The organism is Streptomyces prunicolor NBRC 13075, assembly GCF_000367365.1.
GTDB classification, from domain to species: domain Bacteria; phylum Actinomycetota; class Actinomycetes; order Streptomycetales; family Streptomycetaceae; genus Streptomyces; species Streptomyces prunicolor.
Window position 1 is genome coordinate 49,996 of record NZ_BARF01000113.1, and the last position, 20,932, is coordinate 70,927.

Genomic DNA, 20,932 nt, shown 5'->3' on the forward strand with positions numbered 1-20,932 from the left:
GGTCCGGGGGTGCGGAACGCGGGTCAGCACCCGCGCCGCCGTCAGCCCCTGCGCCCCCGACCGCGTCCCCGCCCACGACCCCGCCCGGTGCCGTCGTCGTCCGGGTCGAAGTCGCCGTCCTCGCGCGGACCGAGCAGTTCGTCGGCCAGCGAGGGCAGGTCGTCCAGGGGAGTCTCCTCGGCCCAGTCGGGGCGCGGCCGGCGCCGGGGTGCACCCTGCTCGTCGACCTGGGGCAGCTCGCGTGTGCTGTCCTCGCCGCCTTCGGTCCGGCCGGCCGGACGCTCGTCCCGGAAGAATCCCGCGGGCACCCGGTCCGAAGGACCCTGCCCACGCACCGGCGGCAGCACCGCCGTCTCATCCGCGGCACCGACCGGCGGCAACACAGCAGTCTCGTCGGCGGCATCGGACCGTACGGGCGGCAGCACGGCCGTCTCTTCGGCAGCCGACACCGGGGGCAGTACGGCCGTCTCGTCCGCGGCCCCCGCAGGAGCGGGCGGTTGCGGCAACTCGGCCGTCGTCTCGGAGTCACGTACGCCGGAGTCGCGCACTTCGGAATCGGGTGCCCCGGAATCCCCGGACACCGACCGCAACACAGCCGTCTCGTCCCCGGAACCGGAACCGGAACCGGAGCTCACCGGCCGCAGCACAGCCGTATCCTCCGCCGACCGCCCACGCGCGCCCGTGCCAGTACCCGCACCCGCCGGCTTGACCACCGGCGTAGGCACGGTCGACGCCTCGGGCCTGCCCTCCGGGGCGGCCGGGATCACCGGAGCCGTCGGCTGGCGAGCCGCCAGCTCCGCCGCGGCCGCCGCCTCCGCCGCCAACCGGCGGGCCTCCTCGGCCGCGAGCAGGGCCGCCTCGGCCTTGCGCTGCTTCTCCAGCCGCCGTGCCTCCGCCTCGGCGCGCAGCCGGGCTTCGTCCTCGGCCTGCTTGCGGAGCCGGTCGGCCTCGGCCCTGCGGCGGGCCTCCTCGGCGGCGCGGGCCTCTTCCTCGGCGAGAAGGCGGGCCTTCTCCTCCTCGGCACGCCTGCGTGCGTCCTCGGCGCGCTGCCGGGCCTCCTCCGCCTGGCGTTCGGCCTCGCGGCGCTGGGCCTCCTCCAGCTCGCGCCGCTTGCGCTCCTCCTCCTCGGCGCGCAGCTGGGCGAGCTGCTCCTGGCGCTCACGCTCCAGGCGCTCCTCCTCGGCCTTGCGGGCGGCCTCTTCCTCCGCCTTGCGACGGGCCTCCTCCTCGGCGGCCTTGCGCGCTTCCTCCTGGGCCTTGATCTCGGCCTCGGAGAGCGGCAGGACGGTGTCGAGTCGGTGCCGGATCACCGTGGTGACGGCCTCCGGCTCCTGGCCCGCGTCCACCACCAGGTAGCGGCTCGGGTCGGCGGCGGCCAGGGTCAGGAAACCGGACCGTACGCGCGCGTGGAACTCGGCGGGCTCCGACTCCAGTCGGTCCGGCGCCTCGGTGAACCGCTCGCGGGCGGTCTCCGGGTCCACGTCCAGCAGAACGGTCATGTGCGGGACCAGTCCGTCGGTCGCCCAGCGGTTGATGCGGGCGATCTCCGTCGGGGACAGGTCACGGCCCGCGCCCTGGTAGGCGACGGACGAGTCGATGTAGCGGTCGGAGACGACGACCGCGCCGCGCTCCAGGGCGGGCCGTACGACGGTGTCGACGTGCTCCGCGCGGTCGGCGGCGTACAGCAGCGCCTCCGCGCGGTGGGACAGTCCCGCCGACGACACGTCGAGGAGGATCGACCGCAGCCGCTTGCCGACCGGTGTCGCGCCGGGCTCGCGGGTGAGCACGACCTCGTGTCCCTTACCCCTTATCCACTCGGCGAGGGCCTCGGCCTGGGTGGACTTCCCGGCGCCGTCGCCGCCCTCCAGGGCGATGAAGAAGCCGGTGCTCGCGGGCACCGTGTCCGGGTCGTCGCCACCGAGCAGCGCGTCCCGCAGATCGTGCCGCAGCGGCACTCCCGCGCGGTCGTCGACCTTGGCCAGCACCAGCGCGGCGACCGGCAGCAGCAGGGCACCGACCAGCATCAGCGTGAACGCGGCACCGCCGTGCGCGAACACGAACTTGCCGTTCTCCAGGCGGTGCGGGCCGATCAGCGCCGCCACCAGGGGGGCGATCAGCGCACCGAGCGCCACCGCGACCCGGACGACCGCGTGCAGGTGCTCGGTCGTGCGGGGCCGCCGGTAGTCCTCGGCCTCCTGGTCGAGCAGGGTGTGCCCGGTGTTGGCGGCCACGCCCGCGCCGATACCGGCCAGCGCGACGATCAGCAGCACGGTGGTGACGTCCGGGACCAGGCCCGCGGCGAGCAGCGCGATGCCGGTGAAGGCGATGGCGAGGGTCAGCAGGCGGCGCCGTGACAGCGTGGGCAGCAGGGCGGGCGCCGTACGGATGCCGACCACGACCCCGCCGGTCAGCCCGAGGACCAGCAGCCCGAAGGTCACCGGGCCGCCGTGCAGATCCTTGGCCTGGAGAACGGATACGGCGACGGCGGCGGAGATCGCCGCGGCGACGGCCGCGCAGGCGACCACGAGCAGCGCGATCGCCCCCGTACGGCCCTTGTCGACGCCGGTACCGGTCCTGGGGCGGCGCAGCCCTTCGAGCGGCGACCGCGCGCGGGGGGTGCGGATTCCGGGCAGTTCCAGGGCGGTCAGCACCGAGAGCGACGCGGCGAACAGTCCGGCAGCGACGTACGAACCGAGCGCGGCCTGGTGCTGGTCGAACCAGGCGACGCCCGTGCCCAGCAGGTTGTTGAGCAGGGCCGCCGCGACGAGAGTCGCGGCGGCGAGGGGGATCGCCACGAAGCTCGTGCGCAGCGAGAGCCGGCGCAGCGCGTCCATGTGATCGGGCAGCGGCCGGACCGTGGCGCCCTCCAGCGGCGGGGCCGGCAGCAGGGCGGGCCCGGCGCTCTCGCGGCACACCGTCCAGAAGCGCTCGGCGACTCCGGTCACGAAGGCGGTCACCAGGAGCACGGCCAGTGCGTTGTCCGGAGTCCAGTCGATCCACAGCGGGGCGACGATCAGCAGCGCGGCCCGCAGACCGTCCGCGCCGACCATGGTCCAGCGCCGGTCGAGCGGCCCGTCCTGGGAGGTGAGCGAAGTGAGCGGGCCGAGCAGCACCGCCCCGAAGAGCAGCGTCGCCAGGATGCGCGCCCCGAAGACGGTCGCCACCGCGAACGCAACGCCCCGATAACCACCGCCGAACGAGCCCTGGAAGATCGCCGCCTGGAAGGCGAGCACGACCAGGACCAGCAGGGCGAGGGTGTCACCGACACCCGTCACGAGCTGTGCGCTCCACAGCCGCTTGAGCTGCGGTTGGCGCAGCAGGGCGCGGACGGCACGCTCGCGGGAGTCCGCGACAAGGGCGTCGTCGGGGGCCGGCTGGTGGGCCGTTGGCTGCTCGGCTGGCGTCATGCTTTCAGCCTATCGGCAGCCACCGACAACAAGCCGCGCCCGCCCGGACCTGCACACGCCCCGACACCAAAGTGATGCCGGGACGTTCGTTTCGCGAAGCCGAAGTGACCGATGTGGAGGACGCGAAACCGAAGTCGCCGACCCGAAGCCGACGACCGGTGCGCGGGTCAGTCCTCGGACGTCACCTTGGAGGTGGCCGTCTTCTTGGCCGTCGCGGTCTTGGCGGCGGTGGTCGTCTTCTTGGCGGCCGTCGTCGTCTTCTTAGCGACGGTCTTCTTCGCCGTCGTCGTCTTCTTGGCGGGCGCCTTCTTGGCCGCCGTCTTCTTCGCCGGGGCCTTCTTCGCCGTCTTCTTGGCGGGCGACTTGGCCCGCTTCTCGGCGAGCAGCTCGTAGCCGCGCTCCGGGGTGATCTCCTCGACGCTGTCGTCGGAGCGCAGGGTCGCGTTGGTCTCGCCGTCGGTGACGTACGGCCCGAAGCGGCCGTCCTTGACGACGACGGGCTTCTCGCTGACCGGGTCGGTGCCCAGTTCCTTCAGCGGCGGCTTGGCCGCGGCCCGGCCGCGCTGCTTGGGCTGGGAGTAGATCTCAAGCGCCTCTTCGAGGGTGATCGTGAAGAGCTGGTCCTCGGCCGTCAGCGAACGGGAGTCCGTGCCCTTCTTCAGGTACGGCCCGTAGCGCCCGTTCTGCGCGGTGATCTCCACGCCCTCGGCGTCCTTGCCGACGACGCGCGGCAGCGACATCAGCTTGAGGGCGTCGGCGAGCGTCACCGTGTCGAGGGTCATCGACTTGAACAGCGAGGCCGTACGCGGCTTGACGGCGTTCTTGCCGGTCTTCGGGGTGCCCTCGGGGAGCACCTCGGTGACGTACGGGCCGTAGCGGCCGTCCCTGGCGATGATCTGGTTGCCCGACTCCGGGTCGGCACCGAGCTCGAAGTCACCGCTCGGCTTGGCGAGCAGCTCCTCCGCGAGCTCGACCGTCAGCTCGTCGGGGGCCAGGTCCTCCTGCACATCGGCGCGCTGGTGGTTCTCGGAGTCCTTCTCGCCGCGCTCCACGTAGGGGCCGTAGCGGCCGACGCGCAGCATGATGTCGTTGCCGACCGGGAAGGACGACACCTCGCGGGCGTCGATCGCGCCCAGGTCGGTGACGAGTTCCTTGAGGCCGCCCAGGTGGTCGCCGTCGCCGTTGCCGGCCTCGGCCGCGCCCGTCGCCTCGCCCTCGCCGAAGTAGAAGCGCCGCAGCCACGGCACGGCCTGTGCCTCGCCGCTGGCGATGCGGTCGAGGTCGTCCTCCATCTTGGCGGTGAAGCTGTAGTCGACGAGCCGCCCGAAGTGCTTCTCCAGGAGGTTGACCACGGCGAAGGACAAGAAGGACGGCACCAGGGCCGTGCCCTTCTTGAAGACGTAGCCGCGGTCGAGGATCGTGCCGATGATCGACGCGTACGTCGACGGGCGGCCGATCTCGCGCTCTTCGAGCTCCTTGACGAGGCTGGCCTCGGTGTAGCGGGCCGGGGGCTTGGTGGCGTGCCCGTCGACCGTGATCTCCTCGGCGCTGAGCGCGTCGCCCTCGGCGACCTGCGGCAGCCGGCGCTCGCGGTCGTCCAGCTCGGCGTTCGGGTCGTCGGCGCCCTCTACGTAGGCCTTCAAAAAGCCGTGGAAGGTGATCGTCTTGCCGGAGGCGCTGAACTCGACGTCCCGGCCGTCGGACGAGGTGCCCGCGATCTTCACGGTGACGGAGTTGCCGACCGCGTCCTTCATCTGGGAGGCGACGGTCCGCTTCCAGATGAGCTCGTAGAGCCTGAACTGGTCGCCGGTCAGGCCGGTTTCGGCGGGCGTGCGGAAACGATCACCCGACGGGCGGATCGCCTCGTGCGCCTCCTGGGCGTTCTTGACCTTGCCGGCGTACACGCGCGGCTGGGCCGGCAGGTAGTCGGCGCCGTACAGCTGCGTCACCTGGGCGCGGGCGGCGGTGATCGCCGTCTCGCTCAGGGTCGTGGAGTCCGTACGCATGTAGGTGATGTAGCCGTTCTCGTACAGCTTCTGCGCGACCTGCATGGTGGCCTTGGCGCCGAAGCCGAGCTTGCGGCTGGCCTCCTGCTGGAGCGTCGTCGTACGGAACGGGGCGTACGGCGAACGTCGATACGGCTTCGACTCGACGGACCGGACGGCGAACCGCGTGTCCTCCAGGGCGGCGGCCAGCGCGCGGGCGTTGGCCTCGTCGAGGTGGAGGGTGTTCGCGCCCTTGATCTGGCCCAGGGAGTCGAAATCGCGACCCTGGGCGACGCGCTTGCCGTCGACGGCCTGGAGGCGTGCGACAAGGGTCGACGGGTCGCTCGCGTCGCCCGCCCGGCCGGTGCCGAAAGTGCCGGTCAGGTCCCAGTACTCGGCGGAACGGAACGCGATGCGCTCGCGCTCCCGCTCGACGACGAGCCGGGTGGCGACGGACTGGACACGGCCGGCCGACAGGCGCGGCATGACCTTCTTCCACAGGACCGGCGAGACCTCGTAGCCGTAGAGGCGGTCGAGGATACGGCGGGTCTCCTGGGCGTCGACCAGGGGCTGGTTGAGGTCGCGCGGGTTGGCGACGGCCGCGCGGATCGCGTCCTTGGTGATCTCGTGGAACACCATGCGCTTGACCGGGACCTTGGGCTTCAGGACCTCGAGGAGGTGCCACGCGATGGCCTCGCCCTCGCGGTCCTCATCGGTGGCGAGGAAGAGTTCGTCGGAGTCCTTGAGCAGGTCCTTGAGCTTCTTGACCTGGGCCCGCTTATCGGCGTTGACCACATAGATCGGCGCGAAGTCGTGGTCGACGTCCACACCGAGGCGACGGACCTCGCCGGTGTACTTCTCGGGCACCTCCGCGGCGCCGTTGGGAAGGTCGCGGATGTGCCCGACGCTCGCCTCGACGACATATCCGGGGCCGAGGTAGCCCTTGATCGTCTTCGCCTTGGCAGGGGACTCGACGATGACGAGTCGGCGGCCGCCGTGTGCGGTCTCGCTGGTCGGGGACAACTTCGCTCTTCTCTCCGGTCGACGCTGGGGCCTCCCCCGGGATTGCTGAGTCCCGGGGTCGGGTCATGGTGACGCTGCGGAGTGTGACGGTACATCCCGCCCCCGTGTCAAACGGGAAAAGCCCGCAACGGCCACTCGAACGGTAACCCGACTACCGCCATTCCTGCCGCCCGGAGTCCCCACCGGCCTTTTCGGAGCCATCCGGACGGTGATCTCTTACTTGCCCGCGCCGCAGCTCCGGCACGGCGCTCAGACGTGCAGGAAGCACCAGGTTCCGAGGAGCAGGGCGGCGATCGCGGCGAGGCTCGCGAGGGCCGCCGATGCGACCGGGTTCACACCTTGGGCGACGGGTTCGCGGTGCCGGACCCTGACCACGGTCCACAGCAGCAGCGCGCCTCCGAACAGGGCGAACACCGACCCCGCGAAGATCGCCGGCCCACTCTCCATGCGTGTCCCCTCCCGACCCGTTACCCCGGTCCGGGAGGTTGGCACCCGTGGGCGACGGGCAGGCCAACTCCCGGTGAATTCGCGGCGGACAGCCCTCAGGCGGTCGTGCCGGAGGACGATATCGCCCCGGTCGTCCGGGAGCGGTCGGCCTGCCCCACGGTGCACACGACAGAGTTGAATCCGGCCTTCCAGTTGCTCTCGTCGGACAGATACCCGAAGACGGAACGGTCGGATCCGGGCGCCCAAGTCGACTCGAACTTGTTGCCGCACAGCTTGTTCCCCTGCTGCAGCGCCTCCTGGAACGTCATCGTGCTCGGGGCCGTCACGAAACCGATCACCTGGTCGGTGTGCTGATCGGCACAGTCGGTCAGGGTCGCGGTGAAGTAGGTCTTGTGGTCGACGTACGACCAGCAGTCACCGAGGCTCATCTCGGTGGTCCACACGTTCGACCCGGTGCTACGGAAGCGCCCTATCTCGCCGCCGATCGGCACATGCCGACCGAGAACGAGGCACGCCGTACCGCGCCCGGCCGCCCCGAAGCCCGCCTCCGTCGGCGTGAGCGCGTAGACACCCGCGTCGGCCAGGGATCCGGCCGCCTCCCTCACCTTCCCCGCGCACCGCTCCGCCCCGTGGTCACGCGCGTCGGCGAAGTCGCTCGCCGTGTCGACCGCCATCACCTGCCCGTCCGGAACATCGTGCGCACAGCTCACGACCCCCAGGTTCGGCCGCGAGGCGAACGCCGTCCCGGTCCACACCGCGTGCACGCAATAGCCGGTCTGCAGCGCCTTCTTGAGCCCGACGTCCTCGCCGTACGGATACGCGGATCCGGCCGCCGACACCGACGCGGACGGGGACGCCTCCTTCGTCGCCGCCGTGTCCTTGCCGCCGCTCAGCGAGGCCACGGCCCACACCCCACCCACGACGACCATCGCGACGGCCACGACAAGGGCGAGGACCGCCCCGACCGGCATCCGACGCCGACGCCCGCCGGGCGATCCGCCACCGACAGGCCCCTGGCCGCCGGGATACATCGGCCCCTGACCACCGGCGTACGGCGGCGTGGGCGCGCTGCCCTGGTAGAACTCCGGCCGAGCACCCTGATAGCCGCCCTGGTAAGGCATCGTGGGGCTGTTCGCGTACGGATTCCATTGACCGTACGACCCACCCCCGCCCCCACTCGCGCCCGAACCGGCCTGCTCCTGCGGGCCGTACGGCGACGCGGCGCCTGCCGGGGTGTTCGGTGTGTTGGGGGTCGGCGGGGCGCCAGGAATCTGTGGGGCGCCGGGAGTGTGCGGGGTCTCCGGAGTCAGCGGGGCTCCCGGAGTGGGCCGTCCTGCCGGCGTGGAGCCCCCGAGGGCGACCGCGGGCGGGTCACCGAACGGCGCCGGGCTCTGGTAGGTGGCCCCGGGCCCTCCTGGGGTTTGCGGGGCGTACGGGCCGCCTACATAGGGGCCGCCCATGGCGTATCCGGGCGGCCCGCCCGGGAGTTGGCCCCGAGGTCCGCGCGCGGCATGGCCGGGTGCGCCGTCGGCGGCAGGGTCCGGCGCCCGATCAGCCGTAGGCCCGCCACCCGGTGCCGGTGCCGATCCGAAGCCGTCCGGCGGCGGGCCGAACCCGCTCGGCACCCGGCCGAAGCCGTCCGGCCCCCGGCCAAGCCCGTCCCCGTCCAGGTCCCGGCGGAACCCGTCCCCGTCCGCTCCCCGGCCGAACCCGCCCGGCTCCGACAGACTCCCCGGTGCCGCCCCCACCGCGCGCCCCACCCGCTCCAGCCCACGCGCCGCAGTCTCCGGTGTCGACCTCAGCACCGGGTCCTTGACCAGCAACCCCTGGAGGACCGGCGCCAGTTCGCCCGCGCGGACGGCCGGTGTCGGTTCCTCGCCCAGCAGAGCCGTGAGCGTCGCGAAGTCGCCGTGGCGGTCGAAGGGGCCGCGGCCCTCGACGGCGGCGTACAGCGTGGCGCCGAGGGAGAACAGGTCGGCGGCCGGGGTGGGCGGCTCGCCGCGGGCGCGCTCCGGGGCGAGGTAGCCGGGTGTGCCGAGGATTCCGGCGGTGGCGGTGAGGCGGGGTTCGCGCGACTCGGGCTGGAGGGCGATGCCGTAGTCGGTGAGCAGCACGCGCGCGTACGGATCGCCCGAAGCGTTCGGTGCCAGAAGGATGTTGGCCGGTTTCACATCCCGGTGCAGGACGCCGATGCGGTGCCCGGCGGTGAGCGCGTCGAGGACGGCGAGCCCGATGCGGGCCACCCGGGCGGGCGACAGCGGGCCCGAACGCCGCAGCACCGCCTGGAGGTCGACTCCGTCCGGGACGTACTCCATGACGATCCAGGGCAGCCCCTCGTGGATCACCACGTCGTGCACGGTCGCCACATGCGGATGGCCGCGCAGCCGGGCCGCGTGCCGTGCCTCGCTACGGGCCCGCGCGATGCGCTGTGCGGGCTCGCCCACCTCCGTCGGGACGTCGGGCAGCGAGATCTCCTTGACGGCGACCTCGCAGGCCAACTCCTCGTCGTACGCGAGCCATACGCGCCCCATACCGCCCGCGCCGAGCATGCGCAGCAGCCGGTAGCGCCCGTTGACGACCCTGCCCTCGCCCTGATCCGGCGTATCCCCGGCCATCACGCCTCCCCCGAGACGGCGCGCCTCCCCCGAGGACGCGTGGAACCTGTCTCCGAAACTAGCCTCGCACCCGCCACTGACAAGAGGGGTTTTCCGGCACCGATCAGAACAATCTTGTCGGATGCGGACACATGCGGCTCAGTGCTGCGGGCGGGTCTCAGGCGTAACACAAGGGCGGGGAGGGGCTGGGACGCCGTACGCGGCAGGGCGGTCGGCGGATACGGCTGGCGGGCGGGCGGTCTGCGGCGCGGGGGACGGGCCGGCCGTAGGAACCGGCCGACGGCGCGAGAGACCGGCGGCTGAGTCACCGTCAGCCGCCTTCAGCCACCGCGAGTAGCCGGTCGCCAGAAGCGGGCGCCGACCGCGAGCGTGAACCCGACCGGGACCAACTCCCGTACGGGAGCGGCCAGTCCGCCGAGAGCGACGGGCCCTCTCCCGCCCCGGGAAACGGTCAGCCGCCCCCAACCGCCCCTCGCCAATCAACCGCCGGACAGCAGTCCCCCACCGACTCCAGGAACCCCTGTTCCACTCACCCATCGACTCCAGGAACCCCTGTTCCACTCCCCCACCGACTCCAGGAACCCCTGTTCCACTCACCCCACCGGCTCCAGAAATCCCTGCTCCACCAGCAGCCGGATCTGCGCCGGCGTCCGGTCGCGGAGCAGAACCGGGTCCTCGCCGACGAGTTGGGCGATGGCGTCCAGGATGCGGCCCGCGCTCAACGTGCCGTCACACACGCCCGCGAAGCCCGCGCCGACCGTGTCGACCTTGGTCGCGCGGCGCATGCCCCGGTGCTGGCGGAGCACGACGTGTTCGGGGTCCTCGGCGCCGGGCAGGCCGACCTGTTCCTGGATGACCTCGTCGGCCAGCCTGAAGTGGGCGGCGAGCAGGGCCGCGTCGTCATGGGCGCGCAGATAGTCGACGCGGTCGAAGTGCACGCGCACGGTGTCGCCGAGCGGCTGCTCGACCGGGTGCGGCCACTCCTCGACGGTGATCGAGGGGGCGTCGGAGTCCGTCCTGCGCAGGGTGATCCAGCCGAAGCCCACCGCCCTGACCTTGCGCGCCTCGAACTCGTCGAGCCACGCGTCGTAGAGCGCCTCGTACGCGGCCGTGTCGCCCTGGTGGTCGCCCGCGTCCCTGAGCCACAACTCGGCGTACTGCGTGACGTCCTGGACCTCGCGCTGCACGATCCAGGCGTCGCATCCGCGCGGCACCCAGGAGCGCAGCCTGTCCTGCCAGTCCTCCCCCTCCACGTGCTGCCAGTTGGCGAGGAACTGCGCGAATCCGCCTTCCCGCAGCCGCTCCCCCGCCTCCTGAACGAGCGACCGGCACAGATCGTCCCCGCCCATCCCGCCGTCGCGGTAGGTCAGCCGGGCGCCCGGCGAGATCACGAACGGCGGGTTGGACACGATGAGTTCGTACGTCTCGTCGTCCCGGACCGGCTCGAAGAGCGAGCCCTCGCGGAGGTCCGCGGCCGGCGCTCCGGACAGCGCGAGGGTGAGCGCGGTGATGTGCAGGGCGCGCGGGTTGACGTCGGTGGCCGTCACGCGCGTGGCGTGCCGGGCCGCGTGCAGCGCCTGGATCCCGGACCCGGTGCCGAGGTCGAGCGCGGCGGAGACCGGTGTCCGTACGGTGATGCCCGCGAGCGTGGTGGACGCGCCGCCCACCCCGAGGACGACGCCTTCCTCCCGGCTGCCGATCCCGCCCGCCCCGCCGACCGCGCACCCCAGGTCGGACACGATGAACCAGTCCTCGCCGTCGGGCCCGCCGTACGGCCGTACGTCCACGGTCGCGGCGACCTCGTCGGCGCCCACGGACACCAGCCACCCGCCCTCGACGCACTCGGCGACGGGCAGCACGTCCTCCACGCGTGCGTGCGGCACGGGCTGCTGGAGCAGGAACAGCCGGACCAGCGTCTCCAGCGGGGTGTCGCCTCTGGTCGCCCGGAGGGCCGGCACGGTCTCGCTGCGGGCCAGCGCCGCGTACGCGGGGGCGCCGAGCAGTTCGAGCAGTCCGTCGGCGGTGAAGGCGGCGCCGAGCAGGGCGTCCCGGAGCCGGGCGGCGACCTCCGGGCGGTCGGATGCGGGCAGGGTGGGCAGGCTGGAGTTACTCACCCCTCCATTGTGGCCGCTCCCACCGACAACACGCCCGCACAGGCAAAGGCCCCGGCACGCACGCGTACCGGGGCATCTTTCAGCAACTGAAACAATCAGGCCGCCGACGCCGAAGCCGCCGGAGTCGCCGTCTTGCAGGCCTCCTGCTTGGTCATCGCCTTGCCGACATCGCCCTCTTCGAGGGTCTTCAGGGCGTCGTTCCCGCTCGTGCTGAGCTTGTCCAGCGAGGTCGCGATGCCCTTGAGGCCGTCCGCGAACTTCGCCTGGTCCTTGGTGTCGAGCGCGTCCACCTGCTTCTTCAGGGTGGCGTACGACGTGGAGATGCCGTTGAGCTCGTTGACAGCGTCCTGCTGCTTCTTCGCGCCCTTGTCGACGTCCGGCGCCCCGGCGGTGTTCACGGCGGCCCCGATCGCCTTGTAGGCGTCGGACATGTCCTGGAAGGCCTGCGAGTCGGTCTTCTGGACCTCTTCCGGGGTGCTGTTGTCCGAGGTCTCCTTCTGGATCGCCGTGTTGGCGGCCTGGATCTTCTTCGCCTGCGGCTGCACCGCGACGCAGACCTGCTTGGCCCAGGCATCCAGCTTGGCGTCGCTGTCGTCGCCGCTGCCACCGCATCCCGACAGCGCCAGTACCAGTACCGCACCGCCGGACAGTGCGACCGCGAGCTTCTTGTTCACCGGTTTGGTCCCTTCCATGGCTCTCGGCCCCGGAACATACACGGCGGACGGACCACACCCCCGGGCCTAAGGTCGGATAGGAGACCTTTTGAAGCCATTTGCACCAAGCGAGAGAAGGCTCACGACGAGCGCCTGAACACACACAGAACGGGCGGGCGGCGCCCACAACTCGCGCCACCCGCCCGCCCGTTGAGCAGGACTTCGTGGAACTGGCTACGAAACCACCGTGACGTTCGCCGACTTGGCCGTCCGGTCGGCGTCGTCACCGTCGTCCCCCACGGCGATCCCGCGCCGCTTGGAGATGTACACCGAGACGGCGATCACGAGGAACGCGAGGACCGCGATCGCGATCCGCACCCCGGTGTTCTTGTCGTCGCCGTAGCTGAACTTGATGACCGCGGGCGCGATGAGCAGCGCGACGAGGTTCATCACCTTCAGCAGCGGGTTGATGGCCGGGCCCGCGGTGTCCTTGAACGGGTCGCCGACCGTGTCGCCGATCACCGTGGCGGCATGGGCCTCGCTGCCCTTGCCGCCGTGGTTGCCGTCCTCGACGAGTTTCTTCGCGTTGTCCCAGGCGCCACCCGAGTTCGCGAGGAAGACCGCCATCAGCGTGCCGGTGCCGATGGCGCCCGCCAGGAACGAGCCCAGCGCGCCGACGCCGAGCGTGAACCCGACCGCGATCGGGGTCAGCACGGCGAGCAGACCCGGCGTGGCCAGCTCGCGCAGCGCGTCCTTGGTACAGATGTCGACGACGCGGCCGTACTCCGGTGTCTCGGTGTAGTCCATGATCCCGGGGTGCTCGCGGAACTGCCGCCGCACCTCGTAGACCACGGCCCCCGCCGACCGCGAGACCGCGTTGATCGCCAGCCCCGAGAAGAGGAAGACGACCGCGGCGCCGACGATGAGCCCGACCAGGTTGTTGGGCTGGGAGATGTCCATCATCAGGTTGAGTGGCGCGCCGGGTCCCGAGACCTTCTCGCCGACGTCGTTGGCGGCGGTCAGGATCGCGTCCCGGTACGACCCGAAGAGCGCCGACGCCGCCAGGACGGCGGTGGCGATGGCGATGCCCTTCGTGATGGCCTTGGTGGTGTTGCCCACCGCGTCCAGGTTGGTGAGCACCTGCGCGCCCGCGCCCTCGACGTCGCCGGACATCTCCGCGATGCCCTGCGCGTTGTCGGAGACCGGCCCGAAGGTGTCCATGGCGACGATCACACCGACCGTGGTGAGCAGACCGGTACCGGCCAGCGCCACCGCGAACAGCGCCAGCATGATCGAGGCGCCGCCGAGCAGGAACGCCCCGTAGACGGCGAGACCGATCAACAGGGCGGTGTACACGGCCGATTCGAGGCCCAGCGAGATCCCGGCGAGGATGACGGTGGCCGGGCCGGTGAGCGAGGTCTTGCCGATGTCCATCACGGGACGCCGGTTGGTCTCCGTGAAGTAGCCGGTCAGCTGCTGGATCAGCGCGGCGAGCACGATGCCGATGGCCACGGCGACGAGCGCGAGGATCCGCGGATCGCCGTCCTTGCCCTTGATCGCCGCGTCGGTGACGCCGTCGAGGGCGCCGTAGGACGACGGCAGATAGACGAAGACCGCGACCGCCACCAGCACGAGCGAGATCGCCGCGGAGATGAAGAACCCCCGGTTGATCGCGGACATGCCGCTGCGGTCGGTACGGCGTGGCGCCACCGCGAAGATGCCGATCATGGCGGTGATCACACCGATCGCCGGCACGAGCAGCGGGAAGGCGAGCCCGGAGTCGCCGAAGGCCGCCTTGCCGAGGATCAGCGCGGCGACCAGCGTCACGGCGTACGACTCGAAGAGGTCGGCCGCCATGCCCGCGCAGTCGCCGACGTTGTCGCCCACGTTGTCGGCGATGGTCGCGGCGTTGCGCGGGTCGTCCTCCGGGATGCCCTTCTCGACCTTGCCGACCAGGTCGGCGCCGACGTCGGCGGCCTTGGTGAAGATGCCGCCGCCGACACGCATGAACATGGCGATGAGGGCGGCACCGAGGCCGAATCCCTCCAGCACCTTGGGCGCGTCGGCCGCGTACACCAGCACCACGCACGAGGCGCCCAGCAGACCGAGCCCCACCGTGAACATGCCGACGACGCCGCCCGTGCGGAAAGCGATCTTCATGGCTTTGTGCGAGACGGCGGTGAGATCCTTTTCGGGCTCACCCTCCGCCGGGGTCGCTTCCCGGGCCGCCGCGGCGACACGGACATTACTGCGTACGGCGAGCCACATGCCGATATAGCCGGTGGTCGCCGAGAACACCGCGCCGATCAGGAAGAAGATCGATCGTCCGGCGCGCTGATTCCAGTCGTCCGCGGGCAGCAGCAGAAGCAGGAAGAAAACGATCACGGCGAATACGCCGACCGTGCGCAACTGCCGCCCCAGATAGGCGTTCGCGCCTTCCTGGATCGCTGTCGCGATCTTCTTCATGCTGTCGGTGCCCTCGTCGGCCGCGAGTACCTCGCGGACCAGGATGACCGCGACCGCGAGCGCTGCCAGCGCCACGAGGCCGATCACCATCACGAGGATGCGGTTGTCGTCGGTCAGAACTGCGGCTGCGAGGGTTGTGGGGTGGTCAAACTGCTGAGGGGTAGAAAGCCCCGCCATTCGTCCTCCTTGACGCCTGTGCTGAGCTCAAGATGTGGACGGATTGTAGGTACCGGAACCTGATCAAAACAGTGCGCGGCAAACGGAATTGGCCTTCGCATAGTAATGCCTTAAAAGCATTGGTGCTTGATCAAATTATCGGGGCGGCGATCTGAGCAATGATCGGGGCTTGATCGGGACGTCGATCCGCATTGATCGTGAATTGATTCACGAATTCTGCCGTACCAGGGAAACACCCGCGGCGCACGCTCCCGGAAATGCCGAAGGGCCCTGCTCAGCAGGGCCCTTCGGCTGTGGTGTGCGGCGATTTCTCAGGAAAGCATCGCGGCCGGCGGGGTGGTCGGCCAGGTCATACGGATCGATCCGCCATGCTCCCCCGCGGTGACCTCGACGTCGTCGACGAGCCCGCTGATGACAGCGAGGCCCATCTCGTCCTCCTCGGTCTCCGTGTCCGGATCGTCGCCCAGGGACCCGGGCGCCTTGTCGCCGGGAGCCGAGCGCGGTGCCTCGTCGCCGACCTCGATGGAGAACTGCTTCTCCTCCTCGATCAGCAGCACCTTCACCGGGGCGGTGATCCCGCTGCTCTGGTGCAGCCCGACGGCACGGGTACAGGCCTCACCTACGGCGAGTCTGACCTCGTCGAGTACGGCCTCGTCCACTCCGGCCCTGCGCGCCACCGCTGCCGCCACCAGTCGGGCGGTCCTGACGTGCTCGGGCAGCGCGCTGAAGCGGAGTTCAACGGTGGCCATGCATCCCCCTCGGGACTACGGGCGTGCTGTCGGAGGGCCGGGCCGCCGAAAGCCCGGTCCACCGGTCGTCTATACGGCCGATCGGGGAGCGGTCACACGCCGCTCCCGGAAAGGTCGGTCAGTCGGTGGCCGCCACCGCTTCCTCGACCGAGGTGTGAATCGGGAACACCTTGGTGAGGCCGGTGATACGGAAGATCTTCAGAATGCGCTCCTGGTTGCAGACCAGGCGCAGCGAGCCCTCGTGGGCACGCACCCGCTTCAGGCCGCCGACCAGCACACCGAGCCCGGTGGAGTCGAGGAAGTCGACTCCCTCCATGTCCACGACGAGGTGGAAACTCCCGTCGTTCACCAGCTCGACCAGCTGTTCGCGCAACTTGGGCGCGGTATATACGTCGATTTCTCCACCGACCTCGACGACCGTACGATCGCCGACGGTACGGGTCGACAGGGACAGGTCCACGGATCCTCCAGCACCTTGCTATCGAGCGGTCATCCCATGGGACACCTCGGCAGAGCCCCCAGGACGGTTCGCCAGCCGCGATGGCATTCAATCACTTACCGCAGGGCGTGCACGACGCCTTGGCTCCATTGTCCGTCACGCCAGTGACACACTCGGTGCCGATGGCCAAGAATCAGCGATCCGATCGACCCTCGGCGAACCCGGTGTCCGGGCTCTCGCCGGGCACGGTTCTGGACCGGCTCGCGTCCGGACCGAGCCGGGCTTCGCGCATCACTCATACGGAGCACTTGCCCCCACGTGCGGGCCGCCATGCCGTCTGGCCTGACCGGATTCGCTCCGAGGTGATCGCCACCGTCCAGGAAGCCGGTATCGAACACCCCTGGGCCCACCAGGCACAGGCCGCCGAGCACGCCCTCGACGGCGAGTCAGTGATCGTTGCCACAGGCACCGCCTCGGGCAAGTCGCTGGCTTATCTGGTACCGGTCCTCTCCGCGCTCCTCGACGGCTCCGAGGCGCCGAACGGCCGCGGCACCACCGCGCTCTACCTGGCGCCCACAAAAGCCCTGGCAGCGGACCAACTCCGCTCCGTGAAGGAACTTTCACAACCGCTCGGCAATGCCGTTCGCCCGGCCGTGTACGACGGCGACACTCCGTTCGAAGAGCGCGAATGGGTACGCCAGTACGCCAACTACGTCCTGACCAACCCCGACATGCTCCACCGCGGCATATTGCCCTCGCACCCGCGCTGGTCCTCCTTCCTGAAGTCCCTGAAGTACGTCGTCATCGACGAGTGCCACACCTACCGGGGCGTCTTCGGCTCCCACGTCGCCCAGGTGCTCCGCCGCCTGCGCCGCCTCTGCGCCCGCTACGGCTCCTCCCCCGTCTTCCTCCTCGCCTCCGCCACCGCCGCCGAGCCCTCGGTCGCCGCCCGCCGCCTCACCGGCCTCCCGGTGGTCGAGGTCGCCGACGACGCATCACCTCGCGGTGAACTGGTGTTCGCCCTCTGGGAGCCCCCGCTCACCGAACTCCACGGCGAGAAGGGCGCACCCGTCCGCCGTACGGCCACCGCCGAGACGGCAGACCTCCTCACCGACCTCGCCGTCCAGGGCGTCCGCTCGGTGGCCTTCGTACGGTCCCGGCGCGGCGCCGAGCTGATCGCGCTGATCGCCCAGGAACGCCTCGCCGAGGTCGACCGCTCGCTGGCCCGCCGGGTCGCCGCCTACCGCGGCGGCTACCTCCCCGAGGAACGCCGCGCCCTCGAACGCGCCCTCCACTCCGGCGAGTTGCTCGGCCTGGCCGCCACGACCGCCCTCGAACTCGGCATCGACGTCTCGGGCCTGGACGCCGTACTGATCGCCGGCTACCCGGGCACCCGCGCCTCCCTGTGGCAACAGGCGGGCCGCGCCGGACGGACCGGCCAGGGAGCGCTGGCCATCCTGGTGGCCCGCGACGACCCCCTGGACACGTACCTCGTCCACCACCCGGAGGCCCTGTTCGACCAGCCGGTGGAGTCCACGGTCCTGGACCCGGACAACCCGTACGTCCTGGCCCCCCACCTGTGCGCGGCGGCAGCCGAACTCCCGCTCACCGAAGAGGACTTGGACCTCTTCGGCCCGGCGACGGCGGACCTGCTCCCACAGCTGGAGTCCGCGAAACTGCTCCGCCGCCGCGCGAAGGCCTGGCACTGGACCCGCCGCGAACGGGCCGCCGACCTCACCGACATCCGCGGCGGAGGCGGCAAGCCGGTCCAGATCGTCGAGAACGGCACGGGCCGCCTCCTGGGCACGGTCGACGAGGCCGCCTCCCACGCGACCGTCCACGAGGGCGCGGTCCACCTCCACCAGGGCCGCACGTACCTGGTGCGCACCCTGGACCTGGAGGACTCGGTAGCCCTCGTCGAGGAGGCCAGCCCGCCCTACTCGACGGTCGCCCGCGACACCACGGCGATCTCCGTCCTGGAGACGGACATCGAACTCCCGTGGGGCCAGGGCCGGTTGTGCTACGGCTCCGTAGAAGTCACCAACCAGGTCGTCTCCTTCCTCCGCAGACGTGTCATCACCGGCGAAGTCCTGGGCGAGTCAAAACTCGACCTCCCCCCTCGCACCCTCCGCACCCGCGCCGTCTGGTGGACGGTCACGGAGGACCAACTGGACGCCGCCCGCATCAACCCCGAGATCCTCGGCGGCGCCCTCCACGCCGCCGAACACGCCTCGATCGGCATGCTCCCCCTCTTCGCCACCTGCGACCGCTGGGACATCGGCGGAGTCTCGATCCCGCTCCACCCGGACACCCTGCTCCCCACGGTCTTCGTCTACGACGGCCACCCGGGCGGCGCGGGCTTCGCGGAGCGCGCCTTCCACACCGCCCGCTCCTGGCTCACCGCCACCCTCCAGGCCATCGCCTCCTGCGAGTGCGACGCCGGCTGCCCGTCCTGCATCCAGTCCCCCAAGTGCGGCAACGGCAACGAGCCGTTGCACAAGCGGGGGGCGGTGCGATTGCTCACGGAGCTTTTGCGGGAGGCACCGGAGGATGTGCGAGAGGCGCCGGTGGAGAGGGTGGGCGAGGTGTAACGGGCGGCGGCAGCCGGCTCAGCGCACCGGTGGGGCGGGGACCGGTGGAGGCGCAGGAGCCGGTGGAGCAGGGATCGGTGGAGGCGCAGACGCCGGTGCTGCCGGGGGCGGTGGCGGTACCGGCCCCGCAGGTCCCGCCCGTGCCCTGACCTCCGCCGCGAACGGTCCCCCGCCCGCAGCCGCCGTCACGTCCGACGTCTCACCCGTGATCGCGCACCGCACCAGCCGCGTCCCCTGCGCCCGCGCCACCCGCTCCGCCCGGGCGCAGGCCCCGGTACCGCCCTCCGCCCAGTGGTCGGCCGCCGCGAGCGCCGCGAGATCCGCACCGCCGGCCGCCCGGTGCCGGGCCACGACGGCCTGCCCCAGGGCCAGCACGACCCCGAACACGACACACAGCACGGCCATCGCAACGAGACTCCAAACGGTCGCGGACCCACGGTCGGAGTCACCGTCCGAGTGACGAGATCTCATATGCCGCCCCAGAGCCGGAATCACGTGCCCCAGAGCCGCGATACGGCACCTCACGGCGGCCCGGACACGACACCTCACGGCCCCGCCCTCCCCTCGCCGACCGTCTCCTCCGCCAACGCCACGGCCTCCTCCCGTACTTCGAAGGGGAGCCCGCTCAGCACCGGCGGTTTCGCGACCACGACCACATGGACCTGGTCGCCCTCCCGGGCAACGGTGACCTTCGCGCCACGCGGTGCCGTGTCCCGGGTCACCCGGACGACCGCGCCGGCGGGGTCCTGCCGGGCCGCGGCGCGGGCGCCCGAGCGGGCCGCGTCCACGCACTGGATCTGCGCGGCCACCACGAGCAGCCCCCACACCAGCGCCATCGCGAACATCACCAGCACGGGCAGCACCACGGCCGCCTCCGCAGTCACGAACCCGCCGTCCCCGCCCCGGCGTTCACACCTTCGCATCGAGGGCCCGCTTCACGATGCTCTGCAACTCCGCGCTGACCGCCCCGCTGGTCACCACCTTGTAGAGCACCACCGCGAACGCCACCGCCGCGACCAGCCCCATCGCGTACTCGGCGGTGGCCATCCCGGCATCCCCGCGCGCCGAGGCACCCAACCGCGCCCGTACCCACACCGCTCGCACGGCCCGAACCGCTACTGCCTGCGTTGCCTGCACTGCCTTGTACATCTCAACCCCCGTGAGGTTCCTGTCGGTTCACTTGCCCGATGAGCCGTTCTTCGTCATACGTCCGTCACCACTCGCCCTCGCTCCTCCCGTCAGCCACCACCCCCTCCCACCGCCCCGCCCGCGAGCCCGATCACCACGGGCAGCACGCCGATCGCGATGAACGCGGGCAGGAAGCACAGCCCCACCGGTGCGGTGATCAGAACGGCCGCCCGCCGAGCCCGTGCCGTCGCGGTGCGGGTCCAGTCGGCGCGGGCCTCCGCCGCGAGCCGTGCGACCGGTCCGGCGGCGGGGAGCCCCGACTCGTCCGCCCGTTCGAGCAGCCGAGCCAGCGGGCCGGCGCCCGGAAGCGCCCCCAACCTCCGCCAGGCGTCAGTCGGTTCACCCCCGAGCCGCACCTCCGCCGCCGCACGCGCCAGCCGTTCCCCCACGGGCCCCGCAAGGGCCTCTCCTACGGCCTGGGAGGCGATCACCGGCGAGGCCCCGGCGGCGATACAGGCGGCCAGCAGATCGGCAGCGAGCGGGAGTTGGCGCGCGGCGATCGCGGCATCGCGCGCGGCGGCGGTGTCGTCGGCCACCTGCCGGCGCCGCCACTGCCACAGCCCGACGGCGACAACCGCGCCCACCACCATCCCGACGACCCCGCCGACCAACACCCACCCGGCACCCACCACGCCCACCGCGGGCAACCACCGCCGCGCAACGCCCCGAGCCTCCAACCGCCGTACGGCAAACGGCACTTCCCCACTCTTCCGAGCCTCCCGAAGCAACAGCCCGGCCAGCCGCCGCCGTGCCCTCCGCTCACATCGCACCCCGTCCAGCCACCGCACCACCCACCCCAAGACCAACACCGCCCCAAAGACCACCCCCAGCCTGTGGACAACTTCCACACTCACGCCGCCTCCTCTCTCCGACTCCGACCGACTTCCGCTTCCAGTTCCACGCCCACACCACTCCGGGCTCTCACCGAGCGCCGAATCCCCTCAAGCCCCGCGACGACCAAGCGATCCCCGTACCCCGCGAACGCTGATGCCCTTAGGGGCGCGGGCTGTGTCGATATGCGGCTCCACCGCGAGGCCGCGCCCAACCTCACCCACCCGCACCCCTTCACCCCGCCCCA

14 protein-coding genes are annotated in these 20,932 nt (G+C 71.4%); 1 reads left to right on the forward strand and 13 read right to left on the reverse strand.

Annotation, left to right across the window (positions count from 1 at the left end; all coding sequences use genetic code 11):
- Positions 1–41: 41 nt before the first annotated feature.
- The 9 genes from tmk to bldG all read right to left on the reverse strand — a co-directional run bounded on the left by tmk (position 42) and on the right by bldG (position 16,096).
- Entirely contained in the window at positions 42–3,407 is a 3,366-nt protein-coding gene (gene tmk, locus SPR02S_RS46395; protein ID WP_019063890.1) for a dTMP kinase, read from the reverse strand.
- 167 nt (positions 3,408–3,574) lie between these two features.
- A complete protein-coding gene (topA, locus tag SPR02S_RS46400) occupies positions 3,575–6,415 on the reverse strand; it encodes a type I DNA topoisomerase (protein WP_019063891.1) in 2,841 nt (946 codons plus the stop codon).
- A 249-nt stretch (positions 6,416–6,664) separates the two neighbouring features.
- Positions 6,665–6,862 carry a hypothetical protein gene (locus SPR02S_RS46405; RefSeq protein WP_019063892.1) on the reverse strand — a complete coding sequence of 66 codons (198 nt, stop codon included), beginning with the start codon at positions 6,860–6,862 and terminating at the stop codon, positions 6,665–6,667.
- A 95-nt stretch (positions 6,863–6,957) separates the two neighbouring features.
- Positions 6,958–9,477 carry a serine/threonine-protein kinase gene (locus tag SPR02S_RS46410; RefSeq protein WP_019063893.1) on the reverse strand — a complete coding sequence of 840 codons (2,520 nt, stop codon included), beginning with the start codon at positions 9,475–9,477 and terminating at the stop codon, positions 6,958–6,960.
- Positions 9,478–10,070: 593 nt separating this feature from the next.
- Positions 10,071–11,591, reverse strand: coding sequence for a DUF7059 domain-containing protein (locus SPR02S_RS46415; RefSeq protein ID WP_019063894.1), 1,521 nt, complete (start codon positions 11,589–11,591; stop codon positions 10,071–10,073).
- Between the two features lie 95 nt (positions 11,592–11,686).
- On the reverse strand, positions 11,687–12,283 hold the full coding sequence (locus SPR02S_RS46420) for a small secreted protein (RefSeq protein ID WP_078623209.1): 597 nt from the start codon (positions 12,281–12,283) through the stop codon (positions 11,687–11,689).
- 195 nt (positions 12,284–12,478) lie between these two features.
- Complete coding sequence (locus tag SPR02S_RS46425; protein ID WP_019063896.1) at positions 12,479–14,887, reverse strand: sodium-translocating pyrophosphatase; 2,409 nt, start codon at positions 14,885–14,887, stop codon at positions 12,479–12,481.
- Positions 14,888–15,198: 311 nt separating this feature from the next.
- The gene (locus SPR02S_RS46430) at positions 15,199–15,636 is read right to left on the reverse strand and encodes an ATP-binding protein (RefSeq protein WP_019063897.1); all 438 of its coding nucleotides are present in this window, start codon (positions 15,634–15,636) and stop codon (positions 15,199–15,201) included.
- 118 nt (positions 15,637–15,754) lie between these two features.
- Complete coding sequence (gene bldG / locus SPR02S_RS46435; protein ID WP_003975386.1) at positions 15,755–16,096, reverse strand: anti-sigma factor antagonist BldG; 342 nt, start codon at positions 16,094–16,096, stop codon at positions 15,755–15,757.
- Positions 16,097–16,176: 80 nt separating this feature from the next.
- On the opposite strand from bldG, the gene sftH reads away from it, so the two are divergent.
- Entirely contained in the window at positions 16,177–18,666 is a 2,490-nt protein-coding gene (sftH, locus tag SPR02S_RS57955; protein WP_078623210.1) for a DEAD/DEAH box helicase, read from the forward strand.
- 18 nt (positions 18,667–18,684) lie between these two features.
- Here sftH and SPR02S_RS61210 read toward each other — a convergent pair whose 3' ends face one another.
- From SPR02S_RS61210 to SPR02S_RS46460, 4 genes are all read right to left on the reverse strand, one after another.
- Positions 18,685–19,137 carry an Rv3654c family TadE-like protein gene (locus SPR02S_RS61210; protein WP_078623212.1) on the reverse strand — a complete coding sequence of 151 codons (453 nt, stop codon included), beginning with the start codon at positions 19,135–19,137 and terminating at the stop codon, positions 18,685–18,687.
- Positions 19,138–19,211: 74 nt separating this feature from the next.
- Positions 19,212–19,589 (reverse strand): TadE family type IV pilus minor pilin, encoded by a 378-nt coding sequence (locus SPR02S_RS46450; protein ID WP_026151499.1) that lies wholly within the window; start codon positions 19,587–19,589, stop codon positions 19,212–19,214.
- Positions 19,576–19,815, reverse strand: a complete 240-nt coding sequence (locus SPR02S_RS61215; RefSeq protein WP_078623211.1) for a DUF4244 domain-containing protein — start codon at positions 19,813–19,815, stop codon at positions 19,576–19,578. Before SPR02S_RS61215 ends, SPR02S_RS46450 begins: the two co-directional genes overlap by 14 nt.
- A gap of 89 nt (positions 19,816–19,904) precedes the next feature.
- Complete coding sequence (locus SPR02S_RS46460) at positions 19,905–20,708, reverse strand: type II secretion system F family protein (RefSeq protein ID WP_026151500.1); 804 nt, start codon at positions 20,706–20,708, stop codon at positions 19,905–19,907.
- Positions 20,709–20,932 lie beyond the last annotated feature (224 nt).